At 63.8% G+C, this 18,710-nt stretch carries 20 protein-coding genes and 1 tRNA gene; 7 read left to right on the top strand and 14 right to left on the bottom strand.

What is annotated here, in order from left to right:
• Positions 1 to 11: 11 nt before the first annotated feature.
• Together NKH16_RS09905 and NKH16_RS09900 are read right to left on the bottom strand one after the other, a co-directional pair.
• Complete coding sequence (locus tag NKH16_RS09905) at positions 12 to 470, bottom strand: hypothetical protein (RefSeq protein WP_352742840.1); 459 nt, start codon at positions 468 to 470, stop codon at positions 12 to 14.
• Positions 471 to 709: 239 nt separating this feature from the next.
• Positions 710 to 785, bottom strand: a tRNA-Ala gene (locus NKH16_RS09900).
• Between the two features lie 166 nt (positions 786 to 951).
• On the opposite strand from NKH16_RS09900, the gene NKH16_RS09895 reads away from it, so the two are divergent.
• The 3 genes from NKH16_RS09895 to NKH16_RS09885 all read left to right on the top strand — a co-directional run bounded on the left by NKH16_RS09895 (position 952) and on the right by NKH16_RS09885 (position 2,586).
• Positions 952 to 1,254 (top strand): YggT family protein, encoded by a 303-nt coding sequence (locus tag NKH16_RS09895; protein ID WP_292657287.1) that lies wholly within the window; start codon positions 952 to 954, stop codon positions 1,252 to 1,254.
• Positions 1,251 to 1,583 (top strand): DUF167 family protein, encoded by a 333-nt coding sequence (locus tag NKH16_RS09890; RefSeq protein WP_352742838.1) that lies wholly within the window; start codon positions 1,251 to 1,253, stop codon positions 1,581 to 1,583. Before NKH16_RS09895 ends, NKH16_RS09890 begins: the two co-directional genes overlap by 4 nt.
• A 289-nt stretch (positions 1,584 to 1,872) precedes the next feature.
• Positions 1,873 to 2,586 carry a haloacid dehalogenase type II gene (locus NKH16_RS09885; protein WP_352742836.1) on the top strand — a complete coding sequence of 238 codons (714 nt, stop codon included), beginning with the start codon at positions 1,873 to 1,875 and terminating at the stop codon, positions 2,584 to 2,586.
• Positions 2,587 to 2,602: 16 nt separating this feature from the next.
• Here the strand turns inward: NKH16_RS09885 and NKH16_RS09880 are convergent, their stop codons facing one another.
• The 7 genes from NKH16_RS09880 to NKH16_RS09850 form a co-directional block, all read right to left on the bottom strand.
• Positions 2,603 to 3,571 carry an ABC transporter ATP-binding protein gene (locus NKH16_RS09880; RefSeq protein WP_352742834.1) on the bottom strand — a complete coding sequence of 323 codons (969 nt, stop codon included), beginning with the start codon at positions 3,569 to 3,571 and terminating at the stop codon, positions 2,603 to 2,605.
• Positions 3,571 to 4,581, bottom strand: coding sequence for an ABC transporter ATP-binding protein (locus NKH16_RS09875; protein ID WP_352743003.1), 1,011 nt, complete (start codon positions 4,579 to 4,581; stop codon positions 3,571 to 3,573). Before NKH16_RS09875 ends, NKH16_RS09880 begins: the two co-directional genes overlap by 1 nt.
• Entirely contained in the window at positions 4,578 to 5,495 is a 918-nt protein-coding gene (locus NKH16_RS09870) for a dihydrodipicolinate synthase family protein (protein ID WP_352742832.1), read from the bottom strand. Before NKH16_RS09870 ends, NKH16_RS09875 begins: the two co-directional genes overlap by 4 nt.
• A gap of 18 nt (positions 5,496 to 5,513) precedes the next feature.
• Positions 5,514 to 6,419 carry an ABC transporter permease gene (locus tag NKH16_RS09865; RefSeq protein WP_023678168.1) on the bottom strand — a complete coding sequence of 302 codons (906 nt, stop codon included), beginning with the start codon at positions 6,417 to 6,419 and terminating at the stop codon, positions 5,514 to 5,516.
• Entirely contained in the window at positions 6,416 to 7,375 is a 960-nt protein-coding gene (locus tag NKH16_RS09860) for an ABC transporter permease (RefSeq protein WP_023678169.1), read from the bottom strand. Before NKH16_RS09860 ends, NKH16_RS09865 begins: the two co-directional genes overlap by 4 nt.
• Before the next feature lie 66 nt (positions 7,376 to 7,441).
• Positions 7,442 to 9,022: an ABC transporter substrate-binding protein gene (locus tag NKH16_RS09855; RefSeq protein ID WP_352742830.1), complete on the bottom strand. Its 1,581-nt coding sequence runs from the start codon at positions 9,020 to 9,022 to the stop codon at positions 7,442 to 7,444.
• A gap of 32 nt (positions 9,023 to 9,054) precedes the next feature.
• On the bottom strand, positions 9,055 to 9,768 hold the full coding sequence (locus NKH16_RS09850; protein ID WP_352742828.1) for a FadR/GntR family transcriptional regulator: 714 nt from the start codon (positions 9,766 to 9,768) through the stop codon (positions 9,055 to 9,057).
• A 97-nt stretch (positions 9,769 to 9,865) separates the two neighbouring features.
• Between NKH16_RS09850 and NKH16_RS09845 the strand changes: the two genes are divergently transcribed.
• From NKH16_RS09845 to NKH16_RS09835, 3 genes are read left to right on the top strand one after another with little or no spacing between them, the layout of a single operon-like run.
• Positions 9,866 to 10,837, top strand: a complete 972-nt coding sequence (locus NKH16_RS09845; protein ID WP_352742827.1) for a Gfo/Idh/MocA family protein — start codon at positions 9,866 to 9,868, stop codon at positions 10,835 to 10,837.
• Positions 10,834 to 11,829, top strand: a complete 996-nt coding sequence (locus tag NKH16_RS09840) for a Gfo/Idh/MocA family protein (RefSeq protein WP_352742825.1) — start codon at positions 10,834 to 10,836, stop codon at positions 11,827 to 11,829. The genes NKH16_RS09845 and NKH16_RS09840 overlap by 4 nt, the downstream gene beginning before the upstream one ends.
• Positions 11,819 to 12,769, top strand: coding sequence for a dihydrodipicolinate synthase family protein (locus NKH16_RS09835; protein ID WP_352742823.1), 951 nt, complete (start codon positions 11,819 to 11,821; stop codon positions 12,767 to 12,769). The genes NKH16_RS09840 and NKH16_RS09835 overlap by 11 nt, the downstream gene beginning before the upstream one ends.
• 34 nt (positions 12,770 to 12,803) lie before the next feature.
• Here the strand turns inward: NKH16_RS09835 and NKH16_RS09830 are convergent, their stop codons facing one another.
• Positions 12,804 to 13,751, bottom strand: a complete 948-nt coding sequence (locus NKH16_RS09830) for an LLM class flavin-dependent oxidoreductase (protein WP_352742822.1) — start codon at positions 13,749 to 13,751, stop codon at positions 12,804 to 12,806.
• 130 nt (positions 13,752 to 13,881) lie between these two features.
• The gene (locus NKH16_RS09825) at positions 13,882 to 14,037 is read right to left on the bottom strand and encodes a hypothetical protein (protein ID WP_023678176.1); all 156 of its coding nucleotides are present in this window, start codon (positions 14,035 to 14,037) and stop codon (positions 13,882 to 13,884) included.
• Between the two features lie 264 nt (positions 14,038 to 14,301).
• Between NKH16_RS09825 and NKH16_RS09820 the strand changes: the two genes are divergently transcribed.
• Positions 14,302 to 15,069 (top strand): SDR family NAD(P)-dependent oxidoreductase, encoded by a 768-nt coding sequence (locus NKH16_RS09820; RefSeq protein WP_352681879.1) that lies wholly within the window; start codon positions 14,302 to 14,304, stop codon positions 15,067 to 15,069.
• Between the two features lie 14 nt (positions 15,070 to 15,083).
• On the opposite strand, the gene NKH16_RS09815 is transcribed toward NKH16_RS09820, so the two are convergent.
• Genes NKH16_RS09815 through NKH16_RS09805 form a run of 3 tightly spaced genes read right to left on the bottom strand, consistent with a single transcriptional unit; the run spans position 15,084 to position 18,570 of the window.
• Positions 15,084 to 16,028 carry an ABC transporter permease gene (locus NKH16_RS09815; RefSeq protein WP_352742820.1) on the bottom strand — a complete coding sequence of 315 codons (945 nt, stop codon included), beginning with the start codon at positions 16,026 to 16,028 and terminating at the stop codon, positions 15,084 to 15,086.
• Positions 16,025 to 17,080: an ABC transporter permease gene (locus NKH16_RS09810; RefSeq protein WP_352742819.1), complete on the bottom strand. Its 1,056-nt coding sequence runs from the start codon at positions 17,078 to 17,080 to the stop codon at positions 16,025 to 16,027. The genes NKH16_RS09815 and NKH16_RS09810 overlap by 4 nt, the downstream gene beginning before the upstream one ends.
• Complete coding sequence (locus tag NKH16_RS09805) at positions 17,080 to 18,570, bottom strand: ABC transporter ATP-binding protein (RefSeq protein ID WP_502894787.1); 1,491 nt, start codon at positions 18,568 to 18,570, stop codon at positions 17,080 to 17,082. The genes NKH16_RS09810 and NKH16_RS09805 overlap by 1 nt, the downstream gene beginning before the upstream one ends.
• Positions 18,571 to 18,710 lie beyond the last annotated feature (140 nt).

The following is an 18,710-nucleotide window of genomic DNA, read 5'->3' as shown; positions in this document are numbered from 1 at the left end:
CAAGGTCGCGGTTATCCCTTGTGCGACATGATATGCGAAACCCCGACACTCACGTCGGCGGTGTGTCTTGCCATCACTGCGTTCATTCGCATTGCAATCGTCGCATAGCCGTTTCGTTCGTGGTCGGTAACTTCCGAGGGCTTGAAGAGCCAAGGAAGGGGTGCAACCTGCGCGTCCGCGAAATTGGCCGGCAGGTTCGATGGCAACGCTTTTTTCCCTAAAGGCAGCTCTAGCCCAAGGTCGCTAAATTCGTCCTCGAGACTGGCGTGCAGATGAGAAAGCACCACATAGATCGCCAGCTTTGATCTAGTCCTTTCTGTGTTGTTTTGATTGTACTCTTGAAGAATCTCATCGAACGATGGCGATACGTCGCTTTCCGCAGCGGTAGCTCGTGTTGCAACAGCACCGGCCAGGGCAGTCGCTGCCATTCCTGTAAGACCTACAAAATCACGCCTTGTCGTGCTGGTCATGGTGAATTCCCCTCGGTTTTGAAGACGGGCCAAGTCTGGCAAGGACGAGGCGCAGTAGCAATAGGCCGCATACGCTACTGGTGTAGAAGGCCTTTACGTCGCCGATGTGAATCCACCCGGCAACGATAGTGCCAAGCCGGCAGAGGCCCGCGATGCATTCGGTTGCTTCAGCTGAGGATAGCCATGGACTCCAAGCGGGTCTTCGGCATGCAACCAGGCAAGGGATTCTAAAAATCCGCTGGTGGAGCTGAGGAGGATCGAACTCCTGACCTCGTCATTGCGAACGACGCGCTCTCCCAGCTGAGCTACAGCCCCGTCCAGCGGATGGGGCTTTTATCGGCCGCTGCGGTTTCCTGTCAAGGCTGCGCTTGCTGCCGAAATGCCGTTCGGCCGTTCGTCCGGCTTCGCCATGCGGCGGAAGGCGGCTCTTGCCGCTTTCACCTACAGTGGCTACATGTCGGGCGTTCGCAAGGAGCAACCGATGATCGCAGTCTTTTATACGCTGCATGCCGCGATTAATATCTATTGGTACATTGTGATTGGTGCGGCTATCTTCTCGTGGCTTTACGCCTTCAACGTCGTCAACTCGCGCAACCAGCTTGTCGACTCTATCGGCAACATGCTTTATCGGCTGACCGAGCCGGCATTGCGGCCGATCCGCCGCGTCCTCCCGGACCTTGGCGGGATCGATATCTCGCCGATCATCCTGTTGCTTGCGCTGACATTTATCAGCGTGTTCCTAGACACGACCGTTCAGCCGATGTTCGGTATCGGATCGATGTGAGTCACGGGACGAACCGTTTCTTTCGACTTCGCGCCGACGGCATCGACCTGTTCGTCCGGCTGACGCCGAAAGCGGCGATGGACAGGCTGGAGGGCATCGAAACATCGGTGGATGGGCGAAGCTATCTAAAAGCCCGCGTCCGCGCCGTGCCGGAAAACGGAGCCGCCAATCGAGCGCTGGAAAGGCTGGTAGCTAAGGCGCTTGGCGTGCCGGCATCGGGCGTCTCGATCGCCGCCGGCGGCACAGCTCGGCTGAAGACGCTGCGCATGCTTGGCGATCCCGCGGCGCTGGCGAAGCGCATCGATACGCTGGGCACCCCTGCGCCATGATCTCGGCTCGCTTACTTACCCCGCAAAAAAAGGCCGGGCTGCAAAGCCCGGCCAGATGTGAAGGTCGAAAACCTTCAGAGGGGAACGCGCCGGACGAATGGGAGGAAACATCCGACGCGGATTGCATATGGGTTGGCGTCGACGACGTTTCAATGAGCCTGGGGGAACCACCTTCGCGATCAGGCTTTTAAACATTTCGACTATCTGATCAGCAGCTCGACGAGGTCGATCCGTCCTATCGCGATTGATGCGGCAGGACACGCACCGCAACCCGACCGGAAAGCTCAATATGACCGCCACTCGAGTCCTATTCTTCGATGTTCTGGGAACCGTCGTTGACTGGCGCAGCGGTATCGCAAGCGAGGCCGGCGCCTTCCTCGCGCGAGTTGGTGCAGAGCAGGTCGATCCCGGTGAATTCGCTGATGCGTGGGCGTCGCGCTATGACGCCTCGACCGAGGCGGTGCGGACGGGGCACCGGCCTTTCGTTTCACTTGACGTGATCAACAGGGAGAATCTGGACGCCACCCTCGTCCAGTTCGGGCTGGCCCCATCCGAGCTGCCGACCGCCGAACTTGAGGAACTCAACCTCGCCTGGCACCGGCTGGAGCCGTGGCCCGATTCGCTGAAAGGCCTTGCGAGGCTAAAGGAACGCTTCATCATCGTGCCCTTGTCAGGGGCCAATACCCGGCTGTTGCTGGATATGGCCAAGCGCGCCGGCCTGCCTTGGGACACCGTCCTTGGCTCGGATGTGTTCGGCACCTATAAGCCTGCGCCGCAGGCTTATCTCCGCGCAGTGGAGATCCTGGGGGTGCGGCCTTCGGAGGCCGTGTTAGTCGCCGCGCATAATGACGACCTGGCTGCGGCGCGAAGGTGCGGTATCGGAACCGCCTTTGTTGCTCGGCCAAAAGAGCATGGCCCGGCGCAGATGACCGATCTCTCGCCTCTTGAGAGCTGGGACTTTGTGGCCGACGACCTTGTCCATCTCGCCCAAGTTCTCCCGTAGGCACAGGACAAAAAACCTAAGCGATGTCGTCGCGGATGCAGGCCTTCAGATGGCCCTCGGCTGTCGCCCTCAGCGGCGGCACACCCCCGGCGCAAGCCTCCAGCGCAAACGGGCAACGGGTTCGGAAAACGCAGCCCGACGGCGGGTTTGCCGGGCTTGGAATATCGCCCTTGAGCACTTGTCGGTCTTGCCTGGCCAGCGGATCGAGCGACGGAATGGCTGACAGCAGCGCGCGCGTGTAGGGATGCTGCGGCCGGGCATAAAGCTCGGCCGCCGGCGCAACCTCCATGATGCGCCCGAGATAGAGCACGATGACCGTGTCGCAGATGTACTCGACGACAGCCAGATCGTGCGAAATGAACAGCATGGTCAGCCCGAGCCGGAGCTGCAGGTCGCGCAACAGATTGATGATTTGCGCCTGGATCGAGACGTCGAGCGCCGAGACCGGCTCGTCGGCGACGATGAATTCCGGCTCGAGCGTCAGCGCCCGGGCGATGCCGATGCGCTGGCGCTGGCCGCCCGAAAATTCATGGGTGTAGCGGTCATAGGCGTCGACCGGCAACTCGACCGCGGCAAGTGCCTTCTCGGCCTTCGCCCGCCGCTCGGACTTCTTGCCGATGCCTTGAATGTCCAGGCCTTCGGTGAGGATCTGCCCTATCGTCATGCGCGGCGACAGGCTGGCGAAGGGATCCTGGAAAATATACTGCATCTTGCGACGCTGGCGGCGCAACTGGGCGGCACCCAGCCTGGTGATGTCGGTGCCGTCATAGTTGATTTGGCCGGATGTCGGCTCGATCAGACGCAGCACCGAGCGGCCGATCGTCGTCTTGCCGGACCCGGATTCGCCGACCAGGCCGACCACCTGGCCACGCCTGACATCGAAGGAAATGTCCTCCAGCGCCCTGACCACCGGGCCACGCGAGAACGCTGTCGGCGCAAAATGCTTGGTCAGGTTTTTGACAGCGAGGAAAGGGGCGTCGGCCATCAGAGCTCCTCCCAACGCAGGCAGCGGCTTTGCTGGGTCGGCGTCGCCCCAAACAATGGCGGGACCGCGGCGCGGCAGGCAGCGATAGCCATCGGGCAACGCGGCGCGAAGGAACAGCCCTTGGGCAGCAAGGCGAGCGACGGAACATTTCCGGCAATGGTCGGCAGCGGCGTTCCCGCCATCTTCAGCGCCGTGGCCTGGCCGAGCCGCGGCACCGAGCGCATCAACCCTGCCGTATAGGGATGACGCGGACGGGTGAACACTTCGCTCACCGTACCTGTTTCGACGATACGCCCGGCATACATCACCGCCACCCGGTCGGCGATTTCGGCGACGACTCCGAGATTGTGGGTGACGAACAGGATGCCCATGCCGCGCTGAGCCTGCAGTTCGGCCAAAAGATCGAGGATCTGGGCCTGTATGGTGACATCCAATGCGGTTGTCGGCTCGTCGGCGATCAGCAAGCCCGGATCGCAGGACAGCGCCATGGCGATGGTGGCGCGCTGCCGCATCCCGCCCGACAGTTCGTGCGGATATTGCCGCGCCCGCCGCTTCGGATCGGGAATGCCGACTTGCGCCAGCAGCCGCACCGCGTCTGCTTCTGCCTCGCGGTGCGATTTGCCGAGATGGATGCGGATCGGTTCGGCGATCTGCTCGCCGATCGTGTAGACCGGGTTGAGGCTGGTCATCGGCTCCTGGAACACCATGCCGATCTCGTTGCCGCGTATCTTGCGCAGCGACTCGGCATCGAGGCTGGTCAATTCGGTGACCGTGCCGTTCTTGCGCCGCAGCGCGATCGACCCCTCGGCGATATGTCCGACCCTTTTCGGCAAGAGGCCGATGATCGACAGGCTGGTGACGGATTTGCCGGATCCGGATTCGCCGACGAGCGCCACCGTCTCGCCGGAGCCGATCGTCAGGTCGACATCCCTTACCGCCGCGATGTCGCGCCCCGCAATGCGGAACACCGCGCGCAGGCCGGAAATCGAGAGGATCGGCATGGCGCTCAGCGGAGCAGCCCCACATCGCGAAGGATCATGTCGATCTTTGCGGTTTCCTCTTCGTTCAGGCTGCGTTGCGGCCGCGCCATGGTGTTGGAGGCAATGATGCCGAGGCTCTTCATCGCCGCCTTGAAGGCGCCGACGCCGGCCGAGCCGGCGCTTGTCCTGCCGAGCGAGATCCAGACGATCTCGAACAGTTTCAACAACCGCTCCTGCTCCAGGCGGGCTTCGGCATGCCGTCCCGCCTGCGTCAGCTTCCACAGCCTGACATAGCCGTGCGGATCGACATTGGCGAGCCCCGGCACGACGCCGTGCGCACCCATGGCCAGCACGCTGTCGACCAGGATCTCGGAGCCGGTCATGCCGAAGAAACCCGGGTCGTCGACCATGTCCTTGAGCACGTAACGCAGATTGCCGTCGTCGCCGCTGGAATCCTTGATGCCCGCAATGACGCCTTCTCGGGCGAGGCCGACCGTGGTCTTGCGCTCCAGCTTGATATGCACGCAGACCGGGATGTCGTAGGCGATGACCGGAATGTCGATCGCATCCTTGATATAGCGGAAGTGGTCGCCGATCTCGGGCTGGCTGGTCCGGGTATAAAATGGCGCGGTGACGACGATGGCGTCGGCGCCGGCCGATCTGGCGATCCGGGCGTGGTTGATGACGCGGTCGGTAGTCGGGTCGATGACCCCAGCGAAGATCGGAACCCGGCCGTTATTGACCTTCACCGCGTGCTCGAGGATGGCCCTGCGGCCCGCCTCGTCGTGGAAGACCACCTCGCTGGTCGAGCCGAGCACGAACAGCCCGTGAACACCACCGTCGAGCAGGTTCTCGATGGTGCGGGTGAACGACGGGAAATCGACACTGAAATCGGTATTGAGCGGGGTAACGACAGGTGGCACGACGCCGGTAAACAGGGGCATTTTGATGAACCTTTGAGGTCAGTTGAGATCGGAGCGGGGGTCGAATGCATCGCGCAGGCCGTCGCCGATGAAGTTGATGGCGAGCACGGTGAGCACCAGTGCGGCGCCCGGGAACATCCATTGCCACGGGTAATTTTCAAGCACGACGGTGGAGCGGGCGAGATTGAGCATGTTGCCCCAGCTGGCTTCGGGCGGTGCGATGCCGAGGCCGAGGAAGGACAGGCCGGCCTCGAGCAGGATGGCGTTGGCGATCTGCAAGGTGGCGTAGACGACCAGGATATCGATGCAGTTGGGCAGGCCGTGCCGGAACAGCAGATGCGGCAGCCCTGCCCCCATGCCGCGGGCGGCGACGACAAAATCGCGCTCGCGCAGTTCGAGCAGCCGGGCGCGCACCATGCGCGACAGCACCGGCCAGGAGAGCAGCGAGATCACCAGTATGGTCGGGGCGATACCGGTGCCGGCAATCGAAGCCAGCACCAACAGGAAGATCACCGGCGGCAGCGTCATCGCCAGGTCGACCAGGCGCATCACCGTGCCGTCGACGAGACGCCCACCAAAGCTGGCGACGGCACCGACCAGGAAGCCGATGACGGTGGAGATGGCGACCGAGCTGACGGCAACCAGCAATGAGATCCGCCCGCCTTGCAGCAACCGGGCCATGACGTCGCGCCCGACGCCGTCGCTGCCCAGCCAATGAATGGCCGACGGCGCCTTGTTCATTGCTCGGAGGTCGATGGTGTTAGGACCGAACGGCCACCACAAAGGATACGTCGAAACCGCCAGCAGGATCGGGATGACGATCAAAAGCCCGGCACGCGCCGCGCGGTTTTCAAAAAAGCGGTCGAGCGCGCGGCGAAGCGGGCCTTTGGTTTGCGGCACGGCTGTCGGGTCAACTGTAGGATCTGGCGCCGTGATTGCCATCATGCCACCTGAATGCGCGGGTCGACGACGGCATAGACGACGTCGGTCAAGAGGTTGACCAGGATGACGCAAACGCCGATCACCAGGGTAGCGCCCATGATCACCGGGTAATCGCGGGTGCCGACGGCGTTGACCAGAAGCAGTCCCATGCCCGGCCAGTTGAACACGCTTTCCAGGAAGATGGCGCCGCCGATGGCGATGCCGACAGTCGAGCCGATCAAGGTAATGACCGGCAAGAGCGCATTGCGGGTCGCGTGCTTGATGATCACCCAGAACTCGCGCACGCCCTTGGCACGCGCCGTCCGCACGTAATCCTGGTTGAGCACTTCCAGCAGCGAGGCGCGCATGTAACGCATGATCAGCGCGGCATGGCCGACGGACAGCAGGCAGGCGGGCAGGACGAGGTGCGCAAGCACATCCGTCGCCGAGAACGGCGCACCCGCGGTCTGCATGCCGCCGGACGGCGCCCAGCGCAGCAGCACCGAGAAGAAATAGAGACCGAGCAGCGCTGTCAGAAAAGCCGGGCTGGAGATACCGATAAACGACAGCACCGACAGCGCGATGTCGGATGGTTCGTTACGGCGCACCGCGCTGAAAATGCCGGCGGAAATGCCGAGCACGATGGCGATCGCCAGGCCCGTACCCATCAGCAGCGCCGTCGGGCCGATGCGTTCCATGACCAGTGGCAGCACGGCAACGCCGCTGCGCTGGATCGAATAGCCGAAGTCACCGCTCAGCGCCGCGCGCAGCCAGGCGAGATATTGCACGGGAAGCGGCCGATCGAGCCCGAGCCGTTCGCGCAGGCCCTCGAGGTCGGAAGCCGACATGGGGACCGATGGGTTGATATAGGCGTCGATCGGATCGCCCGGCGCCAGCCGCAACAGGATGAAGATGAGGACGCTGAGCGCGACCAGCATCAGCAATCCTGTGGCGCTGCGGCGGGCGATGAAGCTCAACATGGGCTTTCCGTGGCGGCGGCAGGCGGCGCCAAAGTGGTCCCGCCTGCTCGCTTGGTTGCGGGTTTCTTACTGGATGTCCCAGCGCTCGGGGTGAGCTGCGTAGGGGCCGCCGCCCGGCGCCGGCGTCCAGACGAAGTCATGCAGCTTGTTGGAGGCTACGCCGTAGCGGTTGGCCACCCACAACGTCGCCCAGGGTAGCTCCTTGTTCATGACCTTGCAGACCCCCTGCCAGGATTGATCGAGCTTGGCCGGATCGGTTTGGCCTAGCGCGGCGTCCAATGCGGTGCTCAGATCGTCGAACTCGATGCGCATGGTGTTAAAGCCTGCCGGCGGGATCTGCGACTTGTTTAGGCCGGGATTGAGGCCGGCCGGGTTGGGGCCGTTCTGCAGGCCGGCATAGACCATCGGAAAGGCGTTCCAGTCCGGCGTGCCTTGCTTGTAGACGATGCCGTTGTAGGTCGGCGTATCTACGACCCGCGGCACCACATTGATGCCGACCTCGGCCAGCATCGACTGGACAGCGGCCATCACATTGGCCGCTTGCGGCGAGCCGTAATAGGTCAGCAAGGTGATCGGCTTGTCGCCGTTGATCTTGTCCCAGCCGGCCTCGCTCAGCAGCGCCTTGGCCTTTGCCGGATCGTAGGCATAGGGTTCGAGGCCTGCGGGAACGAGATGCGGCGCGACATAGCCGCAATTGGCTGGCTCGGCGGCACCGCCGTAGAGGCTGTCGATGATGGCGTTGCGATCGATCGCGTACATGATCGCCTGGCGGACACGGATATCCCTAAACAGGTCGACCTTCTGGTTCAGGCCGATATAGTTGACCACGTACGAGGCACCTTCGATCACCTTGAAATTGCTGTCGCTCTTGAACGATGCCGCATCGTCGGGCTCGACATAGGTGAACTGGATTTCGCCGGCACGGAGCGCGGCAACGGCCGCCGCCGGCGACTCGAAATAGCGGTTGATGAGCACGTCTACCTTCGGCTTGCCGCCGCGATAATCGTCATCGGCTGCCAGTTCGACATATTGGTCGGTCACGTAGCGCTTGAACTTGAACGGGCCGGTGCCGACCGGAGTGGTCGACCACCAGGTGCTTGTCGCCAGCGATTCCGGCGGCAGAGCGGCCAGGGCATGCTCCGGCAGGATCATCAGCTGCGAGAGGATGGATAGAAACGAGCCGTTCGGTTTCGATAGCTTCACCACTGCGGTGTGGTCATCCGGGGCATCGACCGAGGCGATGTTGGCGAGGCGGGCGGCAAACAGGCTGCCGGAGGCCTTGTTCTTGGCAAGCTCGAGCGTGAACTTGACGTCCTTCGAGGTGAACGGTTTGCCGTCATGCCAGGTCTCGTTGACCAGGTTGAACGTATAGCTCAGCTGGTCGTCGCTGATCTTGTAGTCCTTGGCGAGGTCGCCTTCGATATCAGCCAGCCCGGCATTGTAGATGACCAGCGGTTCAAAATAGGTGCTGAGCCAGGTGTAGCCGCCGGTCGCCACCAGCGGGTTGAAGTTCTTGGGAAAACCGCCGGGACCGACGTCGAAGCCGCCCGCAATGGTCTTGGCGCTTTGTGCCTGGACACTGGTCAATGGGCCAATGCTGGCGAGCAGCAGCCCGGCGACTGAGAATGCGATGGTCCTGATACGCATGGTTTCCTCCCTTGGCATAGTCAGGTTGTTCTTCAGCTTGTTCGGTTTTTTGCGATAACCTGCTGGATCCCCCGGTAATGGTCGTCGAGCCGCCGACGCGCCTGGTCGACGTCCTTGGCGGCGACAGCCTCGACGATCTCGTGATGGTCGCGCCATGTCGCCAGCGGCGTCGGATTATCGAGATTGGTGAAATTCGAGGCCTTGTTGAACGCCGTCCAGAAGATGTCGATCAGCGCGCTCAGCATGCGATTGTTCTGGCAGCGGAACAGCAGCTGATGGAATTGCTGGTCCTCTTCGGCGAAGCTCTCATGGCGCTCGGCACGTTGCCGCATGCGCTCGGTCAACTGGCGCAGCGCCTCGATGTCCTCGGCACTGATCATCTCGATCGTCTTGGCGATGAGGCCGGTTTCCAGCACGCGACGGATTTCGCGCAACTCTTCGACATCGCGCAGCGAATCCTGCAAACCGTAGGCCAGGTTATCCAGCAGCGGCTTGAACGAGAACTCCTTGACGAACACGCCGATGCCGCGTCGCGTCTCCAGGATGCCGATCGATTCCAGCGCCTTGATGGCTTCCCGCACGGAGTTGCGGCCGACGCCGAGCCGCTGCGCCAGGAACGTCTCCGGCGGCAGGGGATCGCCTGCCTTGAGCTGGTTGCTTTCGATATAGGCCCTGAGGCTTTCCTGCACGGTGACGTGAAGCAGCGGCGGTCTGCTCAACGGTTCGATCGACTTCAGTTCCGCCATCCCACTGCTTTCATCATCCGCTGAAGCTTGCCCGCCGCTTGTCGTATAGCCACTTGTAGGATATCCTGCAAGCCCATAACAAACCTGCTGCCTCCGAATGAAGATTACCCTCGCCGGCTCGAGCCACTGGCACGCCGAAATATACCTCGACGCCGCACGCTTTTGTGGCACGGAGATCGCCGGTATCTGGGACGAGGATCCTGGCCAAGCGCAAGCGTTCGCCGCGCACCACGACCTGCCGTTTATCGAAGATTTCAAGGAGATACTCTCCAGCCCGCCGGATGCGATCCTGTTGATGGGGCACCCTTCGATGGTGCCGGCGCGGGCACTTGCGATCATCGCGGCAAGGATACCGCTGATCCTGGAGAAGCCGGCGGCCAGCCATACGAGGGAACTGATGGCGCTGCGCGACCTTGCCAGGCAGCACCAGGCTTTTGTCGCTGTTCCCCTGCCCAACCGTTTCGGGCCGGCCGTTGCCGGCCTTGAAAGGTTGCGCCGGCAAGGTCGCGCCGGCCCCGTGGCGCATTGCCAGTTCCGGCTGGTCAACGGCCCGCCGCAACGCTACATCGCCGACGGTGTCGCCTGGGTGCTCGACCCGGCGGTTGGTGGCGGGGGTGCGTTGAGGAATCTCGGCATACACGGCGTCGACGCGGCACTCAGCCTCGCAACCGGCAAGCTCGGCCTGAAAAGCGTTTCGATCGCGAACCGCATCCATCCCGGCCCGGTCGAGGATCACGCACTTCTGGTGCTGGAAGACGAGGCCGGCGCGCTGTTCATCGTCGAGGCCGGTTACACCTTTGCTTCGATGCGCCCCGGCGGTGACTTCGAGTGGCGTATCGTCAGTGCCAATGCCACCCTCATCGATCATGGCGACCATGTTATCTGCGCAACGCTCGACGACGCGGCAATCGTCGACTTGCCGGTCGAACTGCCGGCAACGCGCTATCGTCTGTTCATGCGCGATACGCTTGACCGGCTGGCCAGAAAGGCGCCTCCGCCGGTGTCCATCGAAGATTATGTTGCGGCGATGTCGCTGATCGACGCCGCTTATCAAAAGGCAGGACCATGATTGGAATAGGAATTATCGGCGCCGGCGATTTCGGCGCAGCCCATGCGCGGGCAATCCCTGAGGTTGGCGGCATTCGCCTCGTCGCCGCCTCTCGAGGAAATGCCGACGCACTGCAGCAATTCACCGCTGAACATGGCGGCCGCGGCTACGCGGACTGGCGAAGGCTGCTGGACGACAAGGAGGTCGATGCGGTCCTCATTGCCAGCCCGCACCATCTCCATGCCGAAATGGCCATCGGCGCGGCAAAGGCCGGCAAGCATATCCTGCTCGAAAAACCGATGGCGCCGACGGTGGCTGCCTGCGATACGATCAACGCCGCCGTGGCCAAGGGTGGCGTCAAGCTGATGGTCGCCCACCTCATGCATTTCGCCCTGCCCTGCATGGCGGCCAGGCAAATTCTGGAGGAAGGCGAGCTCGGCCGGCCGCTCGCCGGATCGAGCTGGATCATCAAGCTGTGGATGGAGCACAATCGCCGCGACTGGCATCTGCGCAAGGCGACCGGCGGCGGCATGCTGTTGACGGCCGGCATCCACGCGGTCGATCGCCTGGTCTGGCTGATGGATGACGATGTCGTGTCGGTGAGCGGCATGCTCGGCGCCAAGTTCCATGACCAAGAAGCAGACGACAGCGCTCTGCTCGGATTGCGCTTCGCCGGCGGCGGCATCGGCCAGGTGCAGAGCGTCGGCTATCGCACCGGCGCCACCACCTATGCCATGGATCTGGTCTGCGAGCGGGGAACGCTGCGCATCGACATGGACCGCGGCACCATGCTTGGCCGCGAGACGGTCTGGACCGAGCTGCCCGGTTCCTTTGAGCCGAACTGGATGCATAACGCGCTGGTGCGCGAATGGAGCGCAATGCGCGATGCCATTGCCGATGACACGCCGGTGCCGGTCGACGGCATCTATGCGCGCAAGATCATCGCCATTATCGAGGCTGCCTTCGCGTCGAACGAAACCCGCCGCGAACACGAGATCGCCGGTGGACGCTGACCTCGACGACCATCTGGCCCGCTTGCCCGCACACGCACCGCGCGGCATCTGGGGCGCGGTGATGCTGGCCATCGACGATCGCGGAGCGATCGACTGGCAGGCGACGGAAGAGACGATCGCCCGGCTCTGCGCCTCAGGCGTCGACGGCGTCTATTCCAATGGCACGGCCTGCGAATTCCATTGCCAGACCGAGCCCGAATTCGACCGGCTTTGTGAGTTGGTCGCAACCATAGCCGGCCGCGCGCGCCTTCCTTTCCAGATCGGCATCAGCCAGTCCAATCCGCGCGTCGCGCTGGAGCGACTGACGCGGGTCGCCGGACTTCGCCCGACGGCGGCTCAATTCACCTTGCCCGACTGGTGGCCGCCCAGTGACGACGAGATCATGCGTTTTGCCGGCGGCCTCTGCGAGGCCGCGCCCGAAACGCCGCTGGTGCTCTACAACCCGCCGCACGCCAAGCGCCGCCTGACGCTCGACGGCATCGCCAGTCTGCGTGCGGCCGTGCCATCGCTGGTCGGCGCCAAGCTGCCGGGCGGCGACGCCGGCTGGTATGCCGACACGCGCCGCAGACTGGACGGATTTTCCGTCTTCGTCCCCGGCCACACGCTGGCAACAGGCTATGCCGGGGGAGCCCATGGCAGCTACTCCAATGTTGCCTGCCTCAACCCGAAGGGCGCGGTGCAGTGGTGGCAGATGATCCGCACCGACATGGCCGCAGCTGCCGAACTCGAGGCCCGCATACAGGCCTTCCTCGCCGCACATGTCCTACCGTTTCGCACCCGTTACAATGTCGGTGATGCAGCACTCGATAAGGCGATGGCGGCGGCCGGCGGCTGGGCGCCGCTCGGCCCACGACTGCTCTGGCCCTACAGCTCCGTTCCCGATCAGGAAATACCGACGCTGGCCAGGGCGGCTCACGCGGCTTTCCCGGAATGGTGGTAGACCCGTCACCAAGGCGCGGGACGACGGAGGCTCTTCACCAGCCGGCGCGTGCTCCCTGTGTCGCGCGTGACGCAAACGCCCCCGGCTGAGGGACATCGGCCTCGCGCCGTGTCAGCGAATTGCGCAAGAGCGCGATCGCCTCGCGGCCGGCGGTCGCAATCTCGCGTGGCCTGTCGACGCCGACGATCATGAACTCCTTGATCCCCAAAGCGGCGTAGGAAAGCAGCGAAAGCGCGACCTGCGCCGGCGGCCCGGCAAGTTCGAGCGCCTTCTGGCAGGAAGCGGCCGGTTTGTCTTCCGAACGGATTCGGACGGGAAGCGCGAAACGCAGCTTGCCGGCCCGGCCGTGTTCGGCAGCAGCGCGGCGTACGCGCTCCATTGACTGGCGGATTTCTGCAAGCGAGCCAGGCGCCAGCTCGAACACGTCCGCATGCCTGCCCGCGACCCTGAGCGCAGTGCCCGACTGCCCGCCCATGCGGATGGTCACATCGGCACCATGCGGCCCCTTGCGCGGCACATAGCCGCCTTTGATGCTGTAAAAGGTGCCTTCATGGTCGAACGGCCTGTCGTTCGACCACAACCGCTTCAGCAGCACCAGATATTCATCGATGCGTTGCCAGACCACCGTATGGCCGGCCGGACGTGCCTCGGCATCGTCGTCGCTCAGCGGCTCGCTGAGCATCCTGAGCGACAGCCGGCCACCGCTTCTCGCGTCGAGGGCAGCGAGTTGTCGCGCCGCCACGGTTGGTTCGATCACGCCTGCCCAATGCGTGAGCACGACCTCCAGGGACGAGGTCCGGTCCAGCGTCTGGGCGGCAAGGTCCATATTGGTCAGCAGCCCGGCCTGGTCGTCGATGACGATCCTCTGGAATCCAGCATCCTCGATCAGTGACAGCTTCGTCGCGGTCTCGACAAAGTCATAGAAAAAGCTGGCGTCGGCAGCGTGGATCTTACCGGGAACATGCGTGAACTCGATCGGCATTGCCATCTCCTCCATCACGTTGGAATCAGGGCGCGCAAATGCACACCGGCATTCGGTTCATCAACTCCGGAATTTCTGCAAACGGCAGGCCGCTATCCCGAGGAAGCCTCGATGATCAGAGCCTTGACAATCAGGGGATCAGCCCCAGTACCACTGCCCCGGTGAATACAAACGCAAGGGCAAAGACGAGATAGGCGAAAGCACCGGCATAGGCCGGCCGCCACACCTGGTCGGAACCCAGCCTTTGGCCTTTGCGGGCAGTCTGAGCGTTCTGGCTATAGGACATATCGACCTCCGTCTCGGCGCTTAATCTATAAAATCAGTAGACTTTGTCGAGTGCTATTTTCGCGCGATCCTTAGAACAATTTTCTCCAAACGGCGGACAAGTTAGTGCTTTTACTGCTTAGCGCTGCCTTTTGCGGCATGCCGGGGTGACGGCAGGAAACGTCAGGTCCATGTGTCTGTGGCTCCTTGGCCATCCAATGGATGAGGGATAGCATCGCTTCAGCGGAAAGCCGCGACGTCACGGCAAGGCAGCAGGGAGCAAACCATGGGGACAAGACTGGCCGGCAAGGTCGCCATCATTTCGGGTGGCGCGACAGGAATGGGCGGTGCGGCCTCGGAGCTTTTCGCGGCCGAGGGCGCCAAGGTGGCGATCGTCGACCGCAACGGCGAAGCGGCGGCGGCTACCGCGGCGGCAATCAGGCAACGCGGCCATGTCGCCGAGCACTGGGTCGCTGACGTATCGGATGAGGCGCAGGTCGAAACGGCGGTGAAGGGCGCGACGGAAAAATTCGGCCCGGTCACGGTTCTGTTCAACCATGCCGGCACCCTCGTCATCAAACCCTTCCTGGAGACCACGCTGCAGGAATGGGACTGGCTGCATGCCGTCAATGTGCGTTCGATGTTCCTGATGACGCGTGCTGTGCTGCCCGGCATGATCGCCGCCGGCGGCGGTTCCATCGTCTGCACCTCGTCGATCTCGGCGGTGGCGGCGACGCCGATGGAGGTGCTTTACGACACCACCAAGGGCGCCTGCCATATGTTCGCGCGTGCCATCGCCGTCGAGTTCCGCGACCGCAACATCCGCTGCAATGCGGTCTGTCCAGGCTTCATCAGGACACCGCATGGCCTGCGCGAGGTCGCCGATCTCGACAAACTCGGCGTCGATGTCTCCGACGCGGCAATGGCGGCGCAGCAAGGGCGGATCGGCGAGCCGGAAGAGGTCGCGAAGGCAGCCCTGTTCCTGGCCAGCGACGAGGCCAGCTTCGTCAACGGCGCCCATCTGTTCGTCGATAACGGCTTCACCGCGATGTGAAAGGCGAAGCGCCGCTACCGCTCTTCGCGCCGGAACGGCTTGAGCAGCGCCGACGGGGCCACCGCATTGCGCGACATCACCGCCATAGCGACGATGGTGAAGATGAACGGCAGCATCAGGAAGGCCTCGTAGGGGATGTGGCCAAGCCCGCTCGCCTGCATGCGCAACTGCAGGGCATCGACGAAGGCAAACAGCAGTGCCGCGCCTGCCGATCGCCACGGATCCCAGCGGCCGAAAACGACGAGCGCGATTGCCACCCAGCCACGCCCCGAAACCACGCCGAAGGTGAAGGCGTTGAACTGCGCCATCGACAGGAAGGCACCGGCCAGCCCCATCAAGGCACCGCCGAGGATCACCGCCTGGAGGCGCGTAGCGATGACGCTGACGCCGGCCGAATCGGCGGCGCGCGGGTTTTCGCCGACCATGCGGACCGACAGGCCCCACGGCGTGCGGTAGAGCACGAAGGCGGCCAGGGGAATAGACAGCATCGCCATGTAGACCAGCGAAAACTGGTTGAACACCGCCGGCCCGAGCACCGGAATGCCGGACAGGATCGGGATCGGCAGCGTCTCGAACCCCTTGATGTTCGGCGGTACCGATTGCTGGCCGAAGATCAGCCGGTAGAGGAAATAGGCAAGGCCGGAGCTAAACAGCGTCACGCCGATGCCGCAGACATGCTGGCTGAGGCCGAGCGCTACAGTGAACAGCGCGTGCACGGCGCCCATCAGCGCCCCGGTCAACACCGCCGCTAGCACGCCAAGCCAGAGGCTGCCGCTGAGGCTCGCCGCGGTGAAGCCGGTCATCGCCGACAAAAGCATGATGCCTTCGATGCCGAGATTGAGCACCCCGGCGCGCTCGGAGAACATCTCGCCCAGCGTCGCGAAGGCCAGCGGCGTGGCGATGCGGATGATCGCGGCGAGGAAGCCGACCTGGAAGATTTGCTCCAGCACCACGCTCATTTGGCTATTCCCACGCGACGGATGCGATAGGCGGTGAACAGCAGCGCCACCAGCATGGCGAGCAGCGCCGTTCCCTGGATGACATCGCTGAGGAAGGCCGGAACGCCGGTCGCCCGCGACATCGCCTCGGCGCCGGTCATCACCGCGGCAAGGAAGATCGCCGCCGGCACGACGCCGAGCGGATTGAGCCTCGCCAGCATGGCGACGACGATGCCGGAATAGCCATAGCCCGGCGAGATGTCGCTCATCACCTGGAAATGCACGCCGCCGACCTCGCCGACGCCCGCAAGGCCGGCCAATGCGCCAGACACCAGCGCCGTCGAAATCAGCACCCGCTCGACATTGATGCCGCCATAGCGCGCCGCCTCGGGGTTTTCGCCGGTGACCCTGATGCGGAAGCCGAGCGTCGTACGCGCGACCACGAACCAGACGACCGGTGCGGCGACCAGCGCCGCGACGACCCCGAGATGCAGCCGCGTGCCTTCGAGCAGCACCGGAAAATTGGCCGTATCCTCGATCGGCGGCGAGATCGGGTAGCCGCTGAAACTGTCCTTCCATGGCCCCTCGATCAGCGCCATCAGTGCGTAGAAAATGACCGAGTTGAGCAGCAGCGAGCTGACCACGTCATCGACCCTGAATTTTACCCGCAGCGTGGCGGGGATCAGGGCGACGGCCGCGCCGGCGGCAGCGCCCGCCAGCGCCATCAGCAGCATGGCGAGCGGCCCCGGCATCGGGATTGCACCGACGGCACAGCTCGCCACCGCACCAGCCAGCAATTGCCCTTCGGCGCCGATGTTCCAGAATTTGGCCCGGAAGGCGACCGCCACGGCCAGTCCGGTGAAGATCATTGGCGCGGCACGCACCAGCGTTTCGGTGACGGCGTAGCTGTCGCCCAGCGACGCCGAAAACATAACGCCATACGCCTCGACGACGCCGGCGCCGGCCAGTGCGATGAGGCCGCTGCACAGTGTCAGCGTCGCGCCGATGGCGAGCAGCGGCAGCGCCAGATTGAACCAGGCGGGCGTTGAGGTGCGGGCCTCGAGACGGAACATCAGGCATGGCCCTCCGCTCCGGTCATCATCAACCCGAGTCTGGCAATGCTGGCGTCGGCGCTGTTCAGCGTGCCGACGATGCGGCCCTCATACATCACCGCGATACGATCCGAGAGCATCAGCAATTCTTCCAGATCCTCGCCGATGAGGATGATGCCGCAGCCCTTGGCGCGCATGTCGAGGAATTTTTCGTGGATGAAGCGCGCGGCGCCGATGTCGAGGCCGCGAGTCGGCTGCGAAACGATCAGCACCTTCGGATCGAAAGCGAGTTCGCGCGCCAGAAGCGCCTTTTGCAGATTGCCGCCGGAAAGCGCCCCGGCGCGCGTCATCGGCCCGGGGCAACGTATATCGTAGGCCTTGATCTGCGCCTCGGCGAAGGCGCGGATCGCATCCGGCTTGATCAGGCCGTTGCGGCTGAACGCCGCCGTGCCGATGCGCGGCAGCACCATCGAATCGGCGAGCGGCAGATTGGTGACCAGCCCTGTCGTCATACGGTCTTCCGGGATGCGGCCGAGGCCGAGCGCCTGCACTGTGCTCGGCGAGAACCGCGAAACCGTTTTGCCGGCTATGGTCATCTTCCCGGCATCGGGCGCACGCACGCCGGAGATGACCTCGGCAAGCGCGCGCTGGCCATTGCCGGAGACGCCGGCGATGCCAAGGATCTCGCCGCCACGAACCGACAGCGAAACATCGCGCAGCGCCATGCCGGAATGATGCGATGTCGAGATACCGTCGAGGGTCAGCACGGCCGCACCGGGCATCGACGGTCCTCTGGCCGGAGGCACGATCTCGTGGCCGCACATCAGCCGCGCCATCTCCGAGGACGTGGTGCTGGCCGGCGCATCGACGTCGCCGGCAACGCGCCCATGCCGGAGCACGACGCAGCGATGCGTCAGCGCTCGCACCTCGTTGAGCTTATGCGAGATGAAGATGATGCCGAGCCCTTGTGCCGCCATCGAGCGCAGCGCCGAAAACAGCCCGTCGACCTCGGTCGGTGCCAACACCGCCGTCGGCTCGTCGAGGATCAGCAGCCTTGCGCCGCGAAACAGCGCCTTGACGATTTCGAGCCGCTGTTGCTCGCCGACCGACAGCGCCGAGACGGGGAGGTCCGGGTCGAGCGTCAGCCCGTGCTGGCGGCCGATCTCGGCGAGCCGCGCCAGCCCGCCGGCGCGGTCGATCCGGCCCGATCTGCCGGGAATGCCGATCAAGAGGTTCTCCAGCACCGAAAGCCGCGGTGCGAGATGAAAATGCTGGTGCACCATGCCGATGCCGGCGGCCAGCGCATCGGCCGAACTGTTGATCGCCACCGACCGGCCCTGCACCAGGATCTCGCCGGCATCGGGCGCATAGGCGCCGAACAGCACGTTCATCAGCGTCGTCTTGCCGGCGCCGTTTTCGCCGAGCAGCCCGAGGATTTCACCCGGCGCGACGCTGAGATCGACGGCCTCGTTCGCCTTGACGGCGCCAAAGCTCTTGGAGATGCCGCGCATTTCGATGAGAGGGGCAGGCGTTGACAAGGCGGGATCCTGGTGGCGTTGACGCCGATATCCCTCCCCCTTGAGGGGAGGGTGCCGAGCGAAGCGAGGCGGGGGGTCCCCTCAGCTGCCTCGACGTTTAGACCGAAAAAGAT

The organism is Mesorhizobium sp. M1307 (assembly GCF_040318155.1).
Lineage (GTDB): Bacteria > Pseudomonadota > Alphaproteobacteria > Rhizobiales > Rhizobiaceae > Mesorhizobium.
Note: the sequence above shows the minus strand (reverse complement) of the source record. Positions and strands in the feature narration are given on the sequence as shown.

What these genes read in the sequence shown, in the direction of transcription:
- NKH16_RS09905 (WP_352742840.1), bottom strand. Translation starts at nt 470, where the DNA reads ATGACCAGCACGACAAGGCGTGATTTTGTAGGTCTTACAGGAATGGCA.
- NKH16_RS09895 (WP_292657287.1), top strand. Translation starts at nt 952, where the DNA reads ATGATCGCAGTCTTTTATACGCTGCATGCCGCGATTAATATCTATTGG.
- NKH16_RS09885 (WP_352742836.1), top strand. Translation starts at nt 1,873, where the DNA reads ATGACCGCCACTCGAGTCCTATTCTTCGATGTTCTGGGAACCGTCGTT.
- NKH16_RS09880 (WP_352742834.1), bottom strand. Translation starts at nt 3,571, where the DNA reads ATGGCCGACGCCCCTTTCCTCGCTGTCAAAAACCTGACCAAGCATTTT.
- NKH16_RS09870 (WP_352742832.1), bottom strand. Translation starts at nt 5,495, where the DNA reads ATGCCCCTGTTTACCGGCGTCGTGCCACCTGTCGTTACCCCGCTCAAT.
- NKH16_RS09865 (WP_023678168.1), bottom strand. Translation starts at nt 6,419, where the DNA reads ATGATGGCAATCACGGCGCCAGATCCTACAGTTGACCCGACAGCCGTG.
- NKH16_RS09860 (WP_023678169.1), bottom strand. Translation starts at nt 7,375, where the DNA reads ATGTTGAGCTTCATCGCCCGCCGCAGCGCCACAGGATTGCTGATGCTG.
- NKH16_RS09855 (WP_352742830.1), bottom strand. Translation starts at nt 9,022, where the DNA reads ATGCGTATCAGGACCATCGCATTCTCAGTCGCCGGGCTGCTGCTCGCC.
- NKH16_RS09850 (WP_352742828.1), bottom strand. Translation starts at nt 9,768, where the DNA reads ATGGCGGAACTGAAGTCGATCGAACCGTTGAGCAGACCGCCGCTGCTT.
- NKH16_RS09845 (WP_352742827.1), top strand. Translation starts at nt 9,866, where the DNA reads ATGAAGATTACCCTCGCCGGCTCGAGCCACTGGCACGCCGAAATATAC.
- NKH16_RS09840 (WP_352742825.1), top strand. Translation starts at nt 10,834, where the DNA reads ATGATTGGAATAGGAATTATCGGCGCCGGCGATTTCGGCGCAGCCCAT.
- NKH16_RS09830 (WP_352742822.1), bottom strand. Translation starts at nt 13,751, where the DNA reads ATGCCGATCGAGTTCACGCATGTTCCCGGTAAGATCCACGCTGCCGAC.
- NKH16_RS09825 (WP_023678176.1), bottom strand. Translation starts at nt 14,037, where the DNA reads ATGTCCTATAGCCAGAACGCTCAGACTGCCCGCAAAGGCCAAAGGCTG.
- NKH16_RS09820 (WP_352681879.1), top strand. Translation starts at nt 14,302, where the DNA reads ATGGGGACAAGACTGGCCGGCAAGGTCGCCATCATTTCGGGTGGCGCG.
- NKH16_RS09815 (WP_352742820.1), bottom strand. Translation starts at nt 16,028, where the DNA reads ATGAGCGTGGTGCTGGAGCAAATCTTCCAGGTCGGCTTCCTCGCCGCG.
- NKH16_RS09810 (WP_352742819.1), bottom strand. Translation starts at nt 17,080, where the DNA reads ATGTTCCGTCTCGAGGCCCGCACCTCAACGCCCGCCTGGTTCAATCTG.
- NKH16_RS09805 (WP_502894787.1), bottom strand. Translation starts at nt 18,570, where the DNA reads ATGCGCGGCATCTCCAAGAGCTTTGGCGCCGTCAAGGCGAACGAGGCC.